Below are 15827 nucleotides of genomic sequence, written 5' to 3'. Positions count from 1 at the left end.
GACCACAAAGGACTGATCACGTGTCGACCGACATTCGGATCAACCCCGGCTTCGCCGACGCCTTCGCGGGCCACGGCGGGGAAAACCCCGACTACGAGGCGCTGCGCGCCATCTCCGACGCCCTGGTGCCCTTCGGCAACCACGCGGGCGTCGACATCACCGAAATCGGCCCGGACCGGGCGGTCGTTGAGCTGCCCGCCGAGCCGCACCTGAAGAACCACATGAACACCGTGCACGCGGGCGCGCTGTTCCTGGCCGCGGACATCGCGGGCGCCGCGGCGTTCGTCGGCGCGGTCGCGACCCGGCTGTCCACTGTGGAGCTGCTGGTGCTGCGGGACGCGCGCGCGGCGTTCCGCAAGCCCGCCAACGGTCGCATCCGCGCCATCGCCACCATTGACGAGCGCGAAATGCGGCGCATCCTCGCCGCGACCGGCAACGAGCGCTTCGAGATCGACGGCAAGGCCGCGCTCTACGACGACGCCGACGTGCTGGTCGCCAAGTTCACCTTCGACTACGTGTGCACCATCGCGGCGAACTGAGAGGGAAAGCGATGTCCGTCAGCCAGACCGGCCGCGACGCCGCCGGTTCCCGGCCGCCGTCGGAGTTCACCACCCTGGAGGCGCTGCGCGTCGAGACCGGCGACGGCACGGCCTTCACGCTGCGCCTGCTGCCCAGCGACGACGCGAGCGCGCCGGTCGTGCTCATCCTGCCCGCGATGGCGGTCAAGGCGAAATTCTACCTGCCGCTGGCCAAGGCGCTGCGCGCGGCCGGGCTCTCGGTCGCCACCTGCGACCTGCGCGGCCAGGGCGAGAGCACCCCGGCGCTGCGCGAGGGGCCGGACTTCGGCTACCGCGAGCTGATCGAGGTCGACCTGCCCGCGATCGTCGCCGCGGTGGCCGAGCGGTTCCCCGACCGGCCGCTGCACCTGCTCGGGCACAGCCTCGGCGGGCAGCTCGCGCTGCTGTTCTCCGCGACCAACCCGGGCGTGGTGGCCGGGGTGTCCACGATCGGCACCGGAACGGTGTTCTGGCGCGCGTTCGGGCCGAAGCGGTGGTTCGAGGCGCTGTGGAAGATCCAGTGGATCGGCCTGGTGTCGAGGGTCAAGGGCTGGTGGCCCGGCGGGGTGCTCATCCCCGGCGCGATGGCGGGCGGGGTGATGATCGACTGGGCGCGACACTCCCGCACCAGCCGGTACCGCCCCAAGGGCACCGAAGTTCGCTACGACGCGGCGCTGGCGAAGCTGGACATCCCGGTGCTGCTCATCTCGCTTGAGCGCGACATCCTCGGCCCGAAGTCCAATGTGGACTTCCTGGGCGGGCGGCTGGAGTCGGCGCGGCTGGCCAACTGGCACATCGCGGCCGGAGCCGGGGTGGCCAACCTCGACCACTTCGGCTGGGTCAAGGACAGCGCGGTCATCGGCCCCGCGGTCGCGACCTGGATCACCGAGCGCACCGTGCCGGGCGCCCCCGCGTGAGCTCGACGCTTTACGCGGCACGGCAAGTGCTCACCGGCGACGGCGCCGTCATCGACGACGGCGCCGTGCTGGTCGAGCACGGGAAGATCACCGCGGTCGGCCCCCGGGCGGAGCTGTCCGCGCCCGGGGCCCGGGTCGTGGCCTGGTCGGGGACGCTGCTGCCCGGCCTGATCGACGCGCACGTCCACCTCGGCTTCGACGCGAGCCCCGACCCGGTCGGCCGAATCCTGCGCGAGCGGCCCAACCGGCAACTGCTGCTGATGGCCCGCAACGCGCGGGAACTGCTCTCCGCCGGGGTCACCACCGCCCGCGACCTCGGCTCGCTCGGCCTGCTCGCCACCGACCTGCGCGACGCGGTGGCCGCTGGCACCCTGCGCGGCCCGCGACTGCTGGTCGCCAACCGCCCGCTGACCCGCCCCCGCGGCCACTGCTGGCACTTCGGCGGCGGCTGCGCCACCCCCGACGACCTGCTGCGCCTCATCCGCACCCAGGACGCGGCGGGCACCGACGTCGTGAAGGTCATGGTCACCGGCGGGAACAGCACACCGGGCTCACGGTCGTGGCAGACGCAGTTCTCCCGCGCGGACCTGAGCCTGATCGTCGCCGAGGCGCGCAGGCTCGGCCGCCCGGTCGCCGCGCACGCGCACGGCGTGGACGGAATCCGCCTCGCGGTCGAATGCGGCGTCGACACCCTCGAACACTGCACCTGGCAGACCGAAACCGGCTTCGACGGCTACTCCCCCGACCTCACCGACCAGATCGCGCGCGCGGGCATCGCGGTGTGCGCCACGTTCAACCCGCGCCTGGCCGCCCACCCCGAGTTCGCCGAGCGCCGCCGCCAAGTCGTCGCCGACATGCGCGCCCGCGGCGTGCGGTTCATCAGCGGCACCGACGCCGGGGTGGCGGGCACCGCGCACCGCGACCACGCCGAGGCCCTGCTCGCCATGGCGGGCTACGGTTTCACCCCCACCGAAGTGATCCGCGCCGCCACCGCCGACGCCGCCGACGCCCTCGGTGTCGGCGACCGCACCGGCAGCCTCACCCCCGGCAAGGACGCGGACCTACTGCTGGTCGACGCCGACCCCCTCGCCGATCTCACCGCGCTGCGCGACCCCGCCCTGGTAGTGACCCGGGGCGTCGAGTTCCGCCCGGACAAGCGCGAGCCCTCGGCCGTCGCGGAAGACGGCCGGGCCCTGCGGACAATGCTCGCGGCAACCGGGTTATGACAACGACAGCCGCGAAGTTCCCCGGGCGGGCGCCGCGCGCCCAGTGCCCGCTGGACTTCGGGCGGCCCACCACCCGCCAGCCCGCCGTTCGCCCCGGCACCGCGCACACCACTTTCAGCCGCCCGCTTGGAAAAGCGCCCAGGAAACCGCATGTCCGCAGCCGTCGAGCGGGGCGCCCCACACCCACCCCGCTCCGGACGGCACCACCCGGTCGGACATTCCGCCCTTCTATCCCAGGCAGCGCATCGACACGCGCGAAGCCACCATTCGGCCCCAAGCGCACCACCGTGGCGGCAGGCACGGAGAACCGCACATGAAACCGCGCGCGCACGACCGCCCGACCGGTCATCCCGCACCCAGCTCGACCCGGACGGCGCGCCACGCCCGCCCGCGCGAGACCGCCGTTCGCCCCGATGCCAAGCACACCACCTTCACTGCCCACAGGGAGAGCCGATCGTGAGACCACGCGGCCGCGACTACCCAATCGGCCACCACGCGCCTACCTCGTCCCCGGTGTCGTGCCACGCCTGCCCGGATGGGGCCGCCCTCTGTGCCGGTGGGGGACGAGACCGGTGCTCGGGTCTTGTGGGGGTTCGGGCATGAGGCCGCTGGCTCCTGAGGTGTTGCGGCGGCGGGGTGGGGTCAAGTGGACCAGGCACGGGGAGGACGTGCTGCCCGCGTGGGTCGCGGAGATGGACTATCCGGTCGCGGCGGAGATCGTCCACGCGGTGCGGGAGGCCACTGAGCGGGAGTTGTTCGGTTACGCCGCCGACCAGGCGCTCGCCGACCTCGCGGTGGCTTGCGCCGGGTGGTTGGGGCGGGCGCACGGGTGGGCGGTCGACCCCGGGGACGTGCATGTGGTGCCGGACGTGTTGCGCGGTGTCGAACTCGGGGTGGCGCTGCACTCCCCCGCTGGCAGTCCGGTGATCCTGCCGACCCCGGCGTACCCGCCGCTGTTCGACGTGATCGCGCAGTGCGGGCGGCCGGTGATCGAGGTCCCCATGACCGCCTTCGGGCGGCCGACCCTCGACCTCGACGCGGTCTCCGACGCGTTCGCGGCTGGCGCGCGGACCCTGCTGCTGTGCAACCCGCACAATCCACTGGGGACAGTCGCGACGGCGGGCGAGTTGGCGGCGCTGTGCGCGGTCGTCGACCACCACGGCGGTCGGGTGGTTGCCGACGAGGTGCACGCGCCGTTGACCTACGCCGGGCACCGGCACGTGCCGTACGCGAGCGTGTCGCCCGCCGCCGCCGCGCACACGGTCACGGTCACCTCCGCGTCGAAGGGGTGGAACCTGCCGGGCCTCAAGTGCGCGCAGGTCGTCGTGTCCAACCCCGACGACCGGTTGTCATGGTCGGCCCTGCCCAAGCTGCGCACCTGGGGCGCGAGCACCCTTGGCGTCATCGCGGGCACGGCCGCGTTCCGCCACGGCGGGCTGTGGCTGGCCGACGCCCGCGCCCACCTGGCCGCGAACCGCGACCTGCTCGCCACCCTGCTCGCCGACCTGCTCCCGGAGGTCGGGTCCCGCCCCGCCGAAGGCACCTACCTGGCCTGGCTGGACTTCCGCGCCCTCGACCTCCCCGCCGACCCCGCCGACTTCTTCCTCCGCGAAGCCCGCGTCGCCCTCGCCGACGGCAAGGACTTCGGCGCCCCCGGCCACGCGCGCCTGACCTTCGCCACCTCCCGCCCCGTCCTGGCCCGCATTGTCCAGTCCATGGCCGCCGCGGCGCACCTGTCCACGCCACCCCCGATCACCGGCACCCCACTATGACCACCTCCCCGATTCGCCCCGCCCAGCCCACGGCCACCGCAGCACACCTGTCCATCCCACGCCCGAGTCACCGCGGCCCGAACGCCGGTCTCGTGGGAGGACCAGAGTGCGGAGGCAGTCGACCACCCCGCGACCGGCAGGGCGTATCGGCCCCGCCCCGCCGTGGGCAGGGCGGAACTGGTGGCCATGGCGCGGCGCGGGCGACCGCGGCACGAGATCCACTGAGGATGCGGGAGCCTGCGCCGCCGCGCACCGGCACGCTCGTCCACCCGGCCGCCGATCACCGACACCGGCGCCCGCACCGCACGATGACGGCCCAGCCCACCGCGAACCGCCACACACCTGTCCGCCCCGGCCGCGATCACCTGCGCCGCACCACGACCACCTCCCTGCCTCGCCGCGCCCAGCCCGCCGCGCGCCGCTGCCTGACCACAGGTACACCGCGATGACCACGACCTTGGCCCGGTTGGCCTGGCACACCGCCGAACCGCTGCACGCGGTCCTCTACTACGCCCCGGAGACCGCCGCCGCCACCGCGCGGTTCGACCTGCCGCTCGGCTGGATGACCTACTTCGGCTGCCGGGCCGCGCCCATGGGCAGCGTCTCGGCGGCCACGGCCACCGCCGTGTTCTACAACCTGGCCCCGGCCATGGTCGCCCGGTCCGTCCCCGCCCTGTGGCGGCACGCGACTCCCGAGCAGTTCCTCGACGCCCGCCTCACCGCGGTGGACGGCGCCCTCCGCCGCCTCCTCGGCTCCCGCTGCGCCTGCCCGGACACCGCGCGCGCCGCCGACCTCGCCGTCGCCGCCGCGGCCACAGTGGACGGCGCGGGCCGCCCGCTCGGCGCCGCCAACGCCGCCCTGCCGTCCCCAGCCGAACCCCACCTCGCCCTCTGGCAAGCCCTCACCACCCTTCGCGAATACCGCGGCGACGGCCACATCGCGGCCCTCACCGCCGCCGAAATCGACCCCTGCGCGGCGCATGTCCTGTCGGCGGCCACCGGCAGAACCCCGGAGTCGAGCGCCAAGCGCTACCACAAGTGGACCGACACCCAATGGAACACCGCCCGCGACAATCTGGTTGCACGCGGCTGGCTCACCGCCGCGGGCACGATCACCGCCGCGGGCGCCCGAGCGCGGGACCGACTGGAACAGGAGACCGACCGCCTGGCCCGCTTCCCTTACCTGGCCCTCGGTGAGCGCGAGTGCGCGGAACTGATCGCGCTCATCCGCCCGCTGTCGGACCTGGTGATGGCCGCGGGCGCCGTCCCGGTCCCCAATCCGGTCGGCTTCGGCTGGCCGCCCGGATCACCGGCCCAAAACGGTGTGGTCGCATAGGCGCGGACCAGTCTGACGGCGAGGGTCCGGCGGATAGCGGAATCGACAGGCCACGACGCCGTGCTCCATCGGCACCAGATCGGGATGTCCGTCCCGTCGCCCCGAAGTCGCTGTCGCCGATGTACTCGTCGGCATACGCGATCCCACCGCAGCCCCGACGCTGCGCGTTCACCTGGACCTACTGTGGTTCGAGGGCCGGGCGAATTCCTCCAAACTCAGGCCGGAACCCGGTACGTCGGCAGCGACTCAGCGAACCAGGCCGGGTCGAAGACGACGCCGGTCACGCGCTCGGTTGCCGCCAGGCTGGCCGATTTCAGGTGCTCAAGCGGGAAATCATCGTCACCGACCCAACCGGGCAACATATCGCTTGCCCCGGCGGGCAGGCCAATGAACGTCGGATCGAACCGCGCTGTGAGATTTCCGTCCTTGGCTTGAACAATCTGATGCCCGTTCGCACTCCAATACACGGAAAAGAACGTTCCAACCGGACTGGACAACTCGCGGGCGACTTCCGGCGTGTTGCCGATCCAGCCATTCGGCTCGATAGCCAGCAAGCAGCCTTCGTGGTGTTTGAGTTGCACCAGGCTGTACTCATCCAAGTGATCCGCACGCACGGCGTTGGCCTCGTCAAAAGTCAGGGCGCCGAGCAGCGCGCCATCCGACGCGCCGTAGGCGGTGACGACTTCTCGCTCGCCACGGCGGATGACGGCCAGCGTCCAAGCGAGGTCGTAGGCCGTGTCTGCCCAGGTGTGACGGTTCATCTCAAGCATTGCCTGATCCTCAGCGACATCTTCGGGCCACGAACCATCCACAGGCAGCGGCGCGGTTGGCGGCCTGTTTCGCCGAGTTTCCGTGACCGTGTCCAGACCGAAGCCAGACCGAAGTACGTTGCCAGGACGACGACGGCCACCAGCGGCAGGAGCACACCGGACGTGGTGCGAGCGGCCATGGACGTGCCCTTCATCGCTGCCGCGGACCTTGTCCGCTAGGACACGACCAGTTGTAGCGGCGGGGCTCGACCGAATGTGGCTCCTCGACCAAGTATGGCCCGGTTAGAGCAACATAGTTACGTCCAAGGTTCCCCGGTAAGCGAAGCGATCACAGCCGGGACGGGACCGAAACCGCGACCTCAGCGGATTTCCGGTCGCGCAGGACGAAGGCGGTCAGGATGGCCGCGGCGGCCGCGGCGGTGGCGGCGACCAGGAAGGTGACGTGCAGCGAGGTGACCTTCCCGTCCTGGAACGGGGACAGGATGCCCGCCAGGGCGACGCCGAAGACCGCGCCGAACTGGCGGAAGGTGTTCATGGTGCCCGACGCCGTTCCCGACAGTTCCGGGGGGACGGCGCCCATCATCGCCTGGATGGCGACGACGCCGCTGGAGAGGGGGACGCCGATGCCGAGCAGCAGCAGAGCCCAGCCGTAGCCGAAGTAGCCCGCGTCGGTTTGCAGGATCGTCAAGCCCGCCAGGCCGACGGCGATGCACAGCAGGCCCGTGACCATCGTCGGGCGGGTGCCGAAGCGGGCCGCCACCCAGGAGGCGCAGATCGCGGCGACGCCCAGTGCGCCGAACAGGGCCAGGAAGCGCAAGCCGGTGGCCATGGGGGACAGTCCGAGCGTGCCTTGCAGGTGCACGGTCACCAGGAACAGCACCCCGTACAGCCCGAACAGGCCCAGGAAGTTGACCACGCAGGCGATCGCCACGGCGGGCACGCGCAGCAGCTTCAGCGGCAGCATCGGCTCGGCGACGCGGGTTTCCCAGGCGATGAAGGCGATCAGGGCGAGCAGGCCGACGCCGAGCAGGCTGAGGATCAGCGGGGACGCCCAGCCGTGGTGGTTGCCCTCGATGAGGACGAAGGTCAGCGCCGCGCCGCCGAGCACGAACAGGGTCTGGCCGAACAGGTCGGGGCGCCTGCCGCCGGTCGGGGCCGAGGCAGGCATCGTCCACAGCAGACCGGCGAGCGCGAGCACGCCGATCGGCAGGTTGATCCAGAACATGCTGCGCCACCCCGCCGCCTCCACCAGCAGGCCGCCGAGCAGCGGTCCCAAGGCCAGCGCGACGCCGGAAGTGCCGCCCCAGATGCCGATCGCGCGGGCACGTGCGCGGGCGTCGGCGAACAGGCCCGCGGTGACCGCGAGCGAGAGCGGGACGACGGCCGCGGCGAAAACCCCTTGGGCGGCACGGGCTCCGATGAGGAACTCCGGGGTCGGGGCGAGCGCGCAGGCGACCGAGGCGAGGGTGAACCCGGCGGTGCCGACAACCAAGACCGTCTTGCGGCCGACGCGGTCGCCGAGCGAGCCCGCGGTCAGCAGCAGGCAGGCGAAGCCGAGGGTGTAGGCGTCCAGCAGCCACTGCGCCGCGGTGGGACCCGCGCCGAGGTCGGTGTTGATGGCCGGGATCGCCACCGGGGTGATGCTGGTGTCGAGGTAGACCAGGAAAGTCGACACGCAGACCAACGTGAGCACGAGCCGTGGGCGCATATGTCTCACCGTAAGAGTGGGTATCTGGTGAAAACCTGTCAAGTGGAGATCCCACTCGGCCGATAGGAGATTCCGATCCCCGGCCATTCGATCTTCCGATCGCGGTCACGCTCGCCCCGATCGTGCCTGCACACCGGCCTTGACCTGGGAATTCACCAGTTTTCCGTTCCCGAGGCGTTCACCTCGCGGACACAGCGCGGTGGTGGGATTCGCGCGCAGATGACAAACACCGACACCACACCCTGATCTTGGAGGCACATTCGGTGAGCCGTATCCACATCGAGGCAGCCAGCAAGCGCTTCGACAAGGTGACCGCGGTCGACCAGGTCACCCTCGACATCGAGCACGGCGAGTTCCTCGTGCTCCTGGGCCCGAGCGGCTGTGGGAAGTCGACGCTGCTGCGTGCCATCGCGGGCCTCACACCGCTCACCGAGGGCCGGATCACCCTGGGCGACAAGGACATCACCCACACACCCCCGCGCGACCGCGACCTGGCGATGGTGTTCCAGAGCTACGCGCTGTACCCGCACCTGTCCGTCGCGCGCAACATCGGGTTCCCGCTGCGCGCCCGGCGCAGGCCCAAGACCGAGATCCGCGAGAAGGTCGAGCAGGTCGCCCGGACCCTCGACCTGTCCGCGCTGCTGGACCGGCGGCCCCGCGAGCTTTCCGGCGGCCAGCGGCAGCGGGTCGCGCTCGGCCGCGCCCTGGTGCGCGACCCGGGGGCGTTCCTGATGGACGAACCACTGTCCAATTTGGACGCCAAGCTGCGGACCGCGACCCGGGCCGAGCTGACCGAACTGCACCGCAGACTGGGCTCGACGTTCGTCTACGTCACCCACGACCAGGTCGAGGCCATGACCATGGCCACCCGCATCGCCCTGCTCAACGGCGGCAAGCTCGAACAGGTCGGCTCGCCGACCGAGGTCTACGACCGGCCGGCGTCGGCGTTCGTCGCAGGCTTCCTCGGCTCCCCGGCGATGAACCTGCTCGACGCGCGGGTGGTCAGCCGCGAGGGCAGGCTGCACGCCGTCGCCGAGGACGTCGATGTGGCGCTGGACATCACCGGCGACCTGTCCGCCCAGGACACCCAGGATGTGGTGCTGGGCATCCGGCCCGAGCACCTGCGGGTCGACGGCGCGTACCCGGGGCTGCGCGGCGTGGTCCGGCTCGTGGAGAACCTGGGCAGCGAAGAACTCGCGCACGTCGCGGTCGGCGAGGCGCGGGTGTGCCTGCGCGGGCCTCGGCCGCTCGACCTGGCCGCGGGCGACGCGGTCACGCTTTCCGCCGCGCCGCAGCACGTGCACTTGTTCCACCGCGAAAGCGGAAAGCGGCTCGTCTGGCGCGACGAGTCCCCCATCGCCAAGCGCGCCGCCGTCGAACTCGACTACTCCGCCCCCTGATTCGCACCCCCGATTTTTCGCAAAGAGCACAACCAGCTAGGAGCAACCCCGTCATGAACCGTTCCCGTTCCCGCCTCGGCCTCGCGGTCGTGGCGTTGGCGCTGACCGCCTCCGCGTGCGGCGGCCTCGGCAGCACCGACGTCCAGCAGACCAGCGCCGTCGCCCGGGCCCCTGAGCTGGCCCCGGACCAGCAGGTGTCCATCGTCTTCGAGAGCTACAACTTCGGCCAGGCAGGCGCGTGGACCGAGACGTTCAAGCAGCTCATCGACAAGTTCCAGGCCGCGCACCCGAACATCAAGGTGACCCCGCAGAAGCCGCAGGGCAACAGCGCGAACCCGGCCACCGACACGATTCCCAGCCTGCAGAGCCAGCTCGCCACCGGCAACCCGCCGGACGTGGCCCAGCTCGGCTTCAGCGACCTGGACTTCACCATCCACCAGCTCGGCGCGAAGCCGCTCGACGACCTCGTCGGCAAGGAGACGGTGCAGGCGAACTTCCAGGGCGCCAAGCACTCCTACGCGCCGACCGCCCGCACGCTGGGCGACTGGGGCGGCAAGACCTACGGCGTGCCGTTCGTGTTCTCCACGCCGGTCTTCTACTACAACGCCACCCTGTTCCAGCAGGCCGGTCTCGACCCGGCGAACCCGCCCAAGACCTGGGACGAGGTGCGCGCGGCGGCCAAGAAGATCAAGGAGGCGACCGGCAAGGACGGCGCCTACCTCGACTGCCTCACCAAGGAAGCCAAGGACTGGTGCTTCCAGGCCCTGGTGCGCTCCAACGGCGGCCGCGTGCTGTCTGAGGACCGCAAGTCGCTGACCTTCGCCGACCAGCCCACGGTCGAGGTCGTGAAGCTGGCCCAGGACATGGTCAAGGCCGGTGAGAGCCCGAAGCTGGGCCAGAAGCAGGGCTACGAGGCGTTCGCCCGCGGCGACGTCGGCATGATCCTGGAGACCAGCGCGGTGCAGGCGACCTTCGTCAAGGGCGCCAAGGACAAGTGGGACCTGCGGGCGACCACGATGCCGAGCTTCGGCGCCAAGCCGGTCGTGCCGACCAACTCCGGCGCGTCGCTGTTCGTGTTCTCCAACGACCCGGCCAAGCAGCGCGCGGCCTGGGAGCTGATCAAGTTCCTCACCAGCGAAGAGGCGTACGTGACGATCTCCTCCAAGATCGGCTACCTGCCGCTGCGCACCGGCCTCGCCGAGGACCCCGCTGGCCTCAAGGACTGGGCCGACAAGAACCCGCTGATCAAGCCGAACCTGGAGCAGCTGGCCAAGATGGAGCCCTGGATCTCCTTCCCCGGCACCAACTACCTGCAGATCCGCGACGGCATGATGACCGCGGTGGAGAACGCCGTGTACCAGGGCGCCGACGCCCAGGCCACGCTGTCCGCGGCCAAGGACCAGGCGGCGCCGCTGGTGCCGGGCGGCGGCAAGTGACCGCACCTGACCTGACGCTTATCCAGATCAGCGACACCCACATCCAGCCCGAGGGCGAGCTGATGCACGGCCAGGTAGACACGCTCGCCAACCTCGCGATCGCGCTCGACGCGATCGCGGGGTCGGGGGCGGCGGTGCACGGGCTGCTGCTCACCGGCGACCTCGCCAACGACGGCGAGGACGCGGCGTACCGCAGGCTCAAGTCCACTTTGGACAAAGCGGCGGAAAGCCTTGGCTGCCCGGTGATCTACGCCATGGGCAACCACGACAACCGCGCGGCGTTCCGCGCGGTCCTCGTGGGCGAGTCCGGCGACGGTGACGGCGACAAGACGGCGCCGTGCGACGCGGTGCACTGGATCGGCGGGCTGCGGGTGGTCGTGCTCGACAGCACGACCCCCGGTCGGCACGACGGGAAGCTCGACGACGGGCAACTGGCATGGCTGGGCGCGGAACTGGCCGCGCCCGCCCCGCTGGGCACGATCCTGGTGCTGCACCACCCGCCGCTGCCGTCCCCGGTCTCGACCGTGCACCTGTTGCGGCTGCGGGAACCCGAGCGGCTGGCCGAGGTGCTGGCCGGGACCGACGTCCGGATGATCCTGACCGGGCACGCCCACCACACCGGATGCGGCGCGCTGGCGGGCATCCCGGTGTGGGTCTCGCCCGCGATCGCCTACCGGGTCGATTCGCTGTCCCCGCGCGAGCGCCTGCGCGGCGTGGTGGGCAGCGGCATCACCCGGGTCGACCTGATCGGCGGGACGTTCGTGGCGACCGCGGTCGACCTGGCCGAGTCGCCAGCGGTGTACGACGAAGACGAGGCGGCGATGGTGCGCTACATCAGCGACCTGACGCCGAGCGCGGGGTGAGGCGGCCATGCTGATGGAGATCACGGGGCCGCCGAAGGCCCCGCCGGTGACGGCGGAACGGCCGTCGCCGCTGCGGCGCGTCCTGCGGGGCGCGCCGCCGTACCTGTACCTCGCGCCCGGTCTGGCGCTGCTGGTGATCTGGACCTACCGGCCGCTGACGCAGACCGCCGAGCTGTCGTTCCACTCGTGGAACCTGCTGCCCACCACGCCGATGGTGCCGGTCGGGTTCGCCAACTACGAGCGGCTCCTCGACCTGCCCGACCTCGGGCAGGCGACGCTGCGGACCCTGGTCGTCATCCTCGGGCTGCTGCCGTTCTCGGTGCTGATCCCGGTGGTCGTCGGCCTGCTGAGCAGGCAGGTCCGCGGCCGGGGCAAGGCGGTCTACCAGGCCATGGTGTTCGCCCCGATGCTGGTCGCCCCGGTGGCCAGCGCCGCGGTGTGGCGGTGGCTGCTCGACCCCGGCGGCGGCGCGGTGAACCGGCTGCTGGGCATCGACCTGAACTGGCTCTACGAGACCGGATCGGCGCAGCTCTCGATCATCGTGATCACCGGCTGGCACATCCTCGGCTTCGCCGTGCTGGTGGTGTCCGCGGGCCTGGCCGGGATCAGCGGCGACTACGGCGACGCCGCCTCGCTCGACGGGGCGTCGCGCTGGCAGATCACGCGCTGGATCACGCTGCCGCTGCTCTCGCCGACGTTGGTGTTCCTGACCCTGATGACGGTGCTGCTCTCCGCCCAGTGGACGTTCCCGCTGATCGACACCCTCACCCAGGGCGGGCCTGCGGACTCGACCACGAACGTCTACTACCTGCTGTGGGACTACAGCTTCCACAGCTACGACGCGGGGTTGGGCGCCGCCGCCGGAATGATGCTCTTCGCCGGGTTCGGCATCATCGCGGCCGGACTGGTCTGGCTCGCCGAGCGCCTGAGCTTCCACGACAACTGAAAGGCTGACGGCAAAGTGGATGACAGGACCGAGACCGTCGGCGGGGCGGCGCGCTGGCGGACCATCCGGGGGCACGCCGTGCTCGCCGTGCTGGGCCTGCTGTGCGTGTTCCCGATCTACTGGTTGTACGCGACCTCGCTGCGGCGGCCGGAGGACGTCTACGAGTTGTCGCCGCTGCCCTGGCCGCTGTCCACGCAGAGCTTCACCGACGCCGCGGCCAAGGTCGACGTCGTCGGCCTGCTGGCCAACACGACGCTGGTGGCGCTGCTGACCGCGCTCGGGCAGCTGCTGACGGGACTGCTGGCCGCGTACGCGTTCGCCGCGTGGCGGTTCCGCTTCCAGCGGCTGCTGTACCTGGCGTTCGTGGGCACCTGGCTGGTGCCGTTCCAGGTGACGATGCTGCCCAACTACGTGCTGCTGTTCCAGATGGGCCTGCTCAACACGCTGGCTGGCGTGATCATCCCGACCCTGTGCTCGGGGTTGGCGGTGCTCATGCTGCGCCAGCACATGGAGAGCTTCCCGAAGGAGCTGCTGGAGGCGGCGCGGATGGACGGCCGGTCGTCGTGGACGACACTGTGGACGGTGGTGGTGCCGAACCTGCGGCCCGCCCTGGCCGCGCTGGCGATCCTGCTGTTCGTCAACGGCTGGAACGAGTACTTCTGGCCCGCGATGGTGCTCCAGCGCAGCAACGACGTGCTCCAGCTCGGCCTGCGCAGCTTCATGGGGACCGAGGGCAACGACTGGGGGCCGCTGATGGCCCTGGCCGGGCTGGCCTGCCTCCCGGTGTTCCTGCTCTACCTCGTGCTGCAACGGCACATCGTGAACGGGTTCGTGCGTTCGGGTCTGAAGTAGCGGGACCGCTAACGGCCGCCTGCCCCGCGCCTTGGGCAGGCGGCCGTTAGCGTCTTGTCCCGGATTCGCCCCTTCGGGCGGGAAAAGCGGCCGTTCGGCCAGAAGCCCGCTGGTCCGCCTCGGCAGCGGGCTAACGTCGTCCTGCCGATGCGGAAGCCTGCTCCCATCGGGCGAATCATGGCACGGGAGAAAGCGCCGTGCGGCTCGGGGAATGAGTTGTCCGCCTGGCTCTGGCTTCACCACAACGCGGTCCCAGCGTGGGACCCGCGCGCGTCGGTCGACACAGGGAGGTGCGATTGACGTGCGGACAACTCGAAGACGGGGCGCGTTAGCCGGGGCAAGCGCGCTGGTGGCGGTCGCCGCGCTGGCCGGGCCGCTGGCCGGATCGGCTGGGGCCGCGGCAGACGGCACGGTAGCGGGCGGAAAGTCGCTCGGGGCAACCGATATCGCGTGCGGGGGCTCGGTCCCGGTGACCGTGACGCTCGACGCGCAGACCGGGATCGCGGGCAACCCGGTGGATATCGAACTGGTGCTGGACCGGTCCGGCAGCATGGCGAACGCGATCGGCGCCATGAAAGACGCCGCGAAGACCTTCGTGGACATCATCGACAAGGCCACCGACGGCACGCTGGACGGCGTCATCGCCAACGGCAGCCGGGTCGGGCTGGTCAGCTTCGCGTCCGACGCGACGCCGAACGTCGGGCTCACCGGGGACGCCGCCGCGCTCAAGGCCGCGATCGACGCCCTGAGCGCCTCGGGCGACACGAACCACCACGAGGCGATCACCACCGCGCAGGCGCAACTGGCGGGCTCGGTGCCGACCAACGCCAAGAAGATGATCATCTTCACGGACGGTGAGACGACCGTGCCGCCGGACGCGAGCGCCGCGGCCGCCGCGGCGCGCGGGGCGGGCACCGAGATCTTCGGCATCGGGCTGGGCGACAACGTGGACGAAGCCGAGATCATGGACTGGACGACCGACCCGGACGAGGGCGTGCACTACTTCCACGCCCCGGACGCGGGCCAGCTCCAGCAGGTGTTCCAGTCCATCGGCGCGGCGATCGTCGTGCCCGCGGCCACGAACGTCACGGTGGTCGACACGGTGGGGCCCGAGTTCACCGTCAGCGGCGCCGCGGTCTCCAAGGGCAGCGTCAACCAGGCGGGCAACCAGCTCACCTGGACCATTGACGAGTTGAGCACCGAGACCGTCACGCTGACCTTCCTCGCCACGCACATTCCCGCGGCGGGCGGCGGTGTGCTAGCGGTGAACCCGACCGTGGCCTACAGCGACGCCGAGGGCCACACCGTGCCCTTCCCGAACCCCACGGTGAACGTGCGCGGCTGCGCGGCGTTCATCGACGTCGAGCCCGAGCACGAGGTCAACGAGCTGGGCACCCCCGGGCAGACGCACACCGTCACCGCGACGGTGACCGACGACTTCGGCGACCCGGTCGGCGGCGTCGGCGTGTCCTTCGACATCCTGGCGGGCCCGAACGCGGGCGCGGCGGGCGCGGGCGCCACCGCGGCGACCGGCTCGGTGGACTTCACCTACCCGGCCACCCAGGGCCTAATCGGCCTGGGCACCGACTCGATCCGGGGCTGCTTCACCAACGCCGCGGGCACCCCGGTGTGCGACGACGTGCTCAAGGACTGGGTGGACACCACTCCCCCGGCCGTGACGTGCGAGCCGACCAACAACCCCGGCGGCGGCAACGTCCCGCCCGCGGACAACGAGGACGGCTTCTTCGTGCTCTCGGCGACGGACGCGGTCGACCCGAACCCGCAGGTCTTCGTGTCCGACTCGGCCAGCCCGGCGGTGTTCGGCGGGTTCCCGAGCGGGACGAAGATCAAGCTGGTGCAGGCGCCCGGGGCGCAGCCCACGCAGAAGCCGGGGACCGGCGACATCGACTGGAAGATCACCCTCAACGGCGACGCCCTGGTCTACGCGGTGGACGCGTCGGGCAACCAGTCCGCTCCGGTGAGCTGCCTGGTTCCCCCGCCGCCGAAGTAGCCGCGGAGTGATGTCCCAGTAACAGGTTCACGC

General features: G+C 71.2%; 13 protein-coding genes. 11 read left to right on the top strand and 2 right to left on the bottom strand.

All coding sequences use genetic code 11. The annotated features are described in order from the left end of the window. The first annotated feature begins 20 nt into the window (after positions 1-20). The 5 genes from ACZ6SD_RS03965 (at position 21) to ACZ6SD_RS03945 (ending at position 5808) form a co-directional block, all read left to right on the top strand. Positions 21-539, top strand: coding sequence for a PaaI family thioesterase (locus tag ACZ6SD_RS03965; RefSeq protein ID WP_465315391.1), 519 nt, complete (start codon positions 21-23; stop codon positions 537-539). Positions 540-550: 11 nt separating this feature from the next. Continuing rightward, entirely contained in the window at positions 551-1474 is a 924-nt protein-coding gene (locus ACZ6SD_RS03960; protein ID WP_465315390.1) for an alpha/beta hydrolase family protein, read from the top strand. Further along, positions 1471-2700 (top strand): amidohydrolase family protein, encoded by a 1230-nt coding sequence (locus ACZ6SD_RS03955; protein ID WP_465315389.1) that lies wholly within the window; start codon positions 1471-1473, stop codon positions 2698-2700. The genes ACZ6SD_RS03960 and ACZ6SD_RS03955 overlap by 4 nt, the downstream gene beginning before the upstream one ends. A 599-nt stretch (positions 2701-3299) precedes the next feature. Then, positions 3300-4472: a MalY/PatB family protein gene (locus ACZ6SD_RS03950; RefSeq protein ID WP_465315388.1), complete on the top strand. Its 1173-nt coding sequence runs from the start codon at positions 3300-3302 to the stop codon at positions 4470-4472. A 445-nt stretch (positions 4473-4917) separates the two neighbouring features. After that, positions 4918-5808, top strand: a complete 891-nt coding sequence (locus ACZ6SD_RS03945) for an SCO6745 family protein (protein ID WP_465315387.1) — start codon at positions 4918-4920, stop codon at positions 5806-5808. 215 nt (positions 5809-6023) lie between these two features. On the opposite strand, the gene ACZ6SD_RS03940 is transcribed toward ACZ6SD_RS03945, so the two are convergent. Next, a complete protein-coding gene (locus ACZ6SD_RS03940; RefSeq protein WP_465315386.1) occupies positions 6024-6578 on the bottom strand; it encodes a hypothetical protein in 555 nt (184 codons plus the stop codon). A 328-nt stretch (positions 6579-6906) separates the two neighbouring features. Then, positions 6907-8286 (bottom strand): MFS transporter, encoded by a 1380-nt coding sequence (locus ACZ6SD_RS03935; RefSeq protein ID WP_465315385.1) that lies wholly within the window; start codon positions 8284-8286, stop codon positions 6907-6909. A 263-nt stretch (positions 8287-8549) separates the two neighbouring features. Between ACZ6SD_RS03935 and ACZ6SD_RS03930 the strand changes: the two genes are divergently transcribed. From ACZ6SD_RS03930 to ACZ6SD_RS03905, 6 genes are all read left to right on the top strand, one after another. Continuing rightward, positions 8550-9686 carry an ABC transporter ATP-binding protein gene (locus ACZ6SD_RS03930; protein ID WP_465315384.1) on the top strand — a complete coding sequence of 379 codons (1137 nt, stop codon included), beginning with the start codon at positions 8550-8552 and terminating at the stop codon, positions 9684-9686. A gap of 53 nt (positions 9687-9739) precedes the next feature. Then, a complete protein-coding gene (locus ACZ6SD_RS03925) occupies positions 9740-11122 on the top strand; it encodes an ABC transporter substrate-binding protein (protein WP_465315383.1) in 1383 nt (460 codons plus the stop codon). Further along, complete coding sequence (locus ACZ6SD_RS03920) at positions 11119-11985, top strand: metallophosphoesterase (RefSeq protein WP_465315382.1); 867 nt, start codon at positions 11119-11121, stop codon at positions 11983-11985. The genes ACZ6SD_RS03925 and ACZ6SD_RS03920 overlap by 4 nt, the downstream gene beginning before the upstream one ends. 7 nt (positions 11986-11992) lie before the next feature. Further along, positions 11993-12931 (top strand): carbohydrate ABC transporter permease, encoded by a 939-nt coding sequence (locus tag ACZ6SD_RS03915; protein WP_465315381.1) that lies wholly within the window; start codon positions 11993-11995, stop codon positions 12929-12931. Positions 12932-12946: 15 nt separating this feature from the next. Beyond that, positions 12947-13783 carry a carbohydrate ABC transporter permease gene (locus ACZ6SD_RS03910; protein ID WP_465315380.1) on the top strand — a complete coding sequence of 279 codons (837 nt, stop codon included), beginning with the start codon at positions 12947-12949 and terminating at the stop codon, positions 13781-13783. 301 nt (positions 13784-14084) lie between these two features. Then, the gene (locus ACZ6SD_RS03905) at positions 14085-15794 is read left to right on the top strand and encodes a VWA domain-containing protein (RefSeq protein ID WP_465315379.1); all 1710 of its coding nucleotides are present in this window, start codon (positions 14085-14087) and stop codon (positions 15792-15794) included. The last annotated feature ends 33 nt before the right edge of the window (positions 15795-15827 follow it).

The sequence above is a fragment of the Actinokineospora sp. NPDC051303 genome, assembly GCF_055586285.1.
Note: the sequence above shows the minus strand (reverse complement) of the source record. Positions and strands in the feature narration are given on the sequence as shown.

Bases quoted from the DNA above. Each gene is read 5' to 3' on its own strand.
- ACZ6SD_RS03960 (WP_465315390.1), top strand. From the start codon at position 551: ATGTCCGTCAGCCAGACCGGCCGCGACGCCGCCGGTTCCCGGCCGCCG.
- ACZ6SD_RS03950 (WP_465315388.1), top strand. From the start codon at position 3,300: ATGAGGCCGCTGGCTCCTGAGGTGTTGCGGCGGCGGGGTGGGGTCAAG.
- ACZ6SD_RS03945 (WP_465315387.1), top strand. From the start codon at position 4,918: ATGACCACGACCTTGGCCCGGTTGGCCTGGCACACCGCCGAACCGCTG.
- ACZ6SD_RS03940 (WP_465315386.1), bottom strand. From the start codon at position 6,578: ATGCTTGAGATGAACCGTCACACCTGGGCAGACACGGCCTACGACCTC.
- ACZ6SD_RS03935 (WP_465315385.1), bottom strand. From the start codon at position 8,286: ATGCGCCCACGGCTCGTGCTCACGTTGGTCTGCGTGTCGACTTTCCTG.
- ACZ6SD_RS03925 (WP_465315383.1), top strand. From the start codon at position 9,740: ATGAACCGTTCCCGTTCCCGCCTCGGCCTCGCGGTCGTGGCGTTGGCG.
- ACZ6SD_RS03915 (WP_465315381.1), top strand. From the start codon at position 11,993: ATGCTGATGGAGATCACGGGGCCGCCGAAGGCCCCGCCGGTGACGGCG.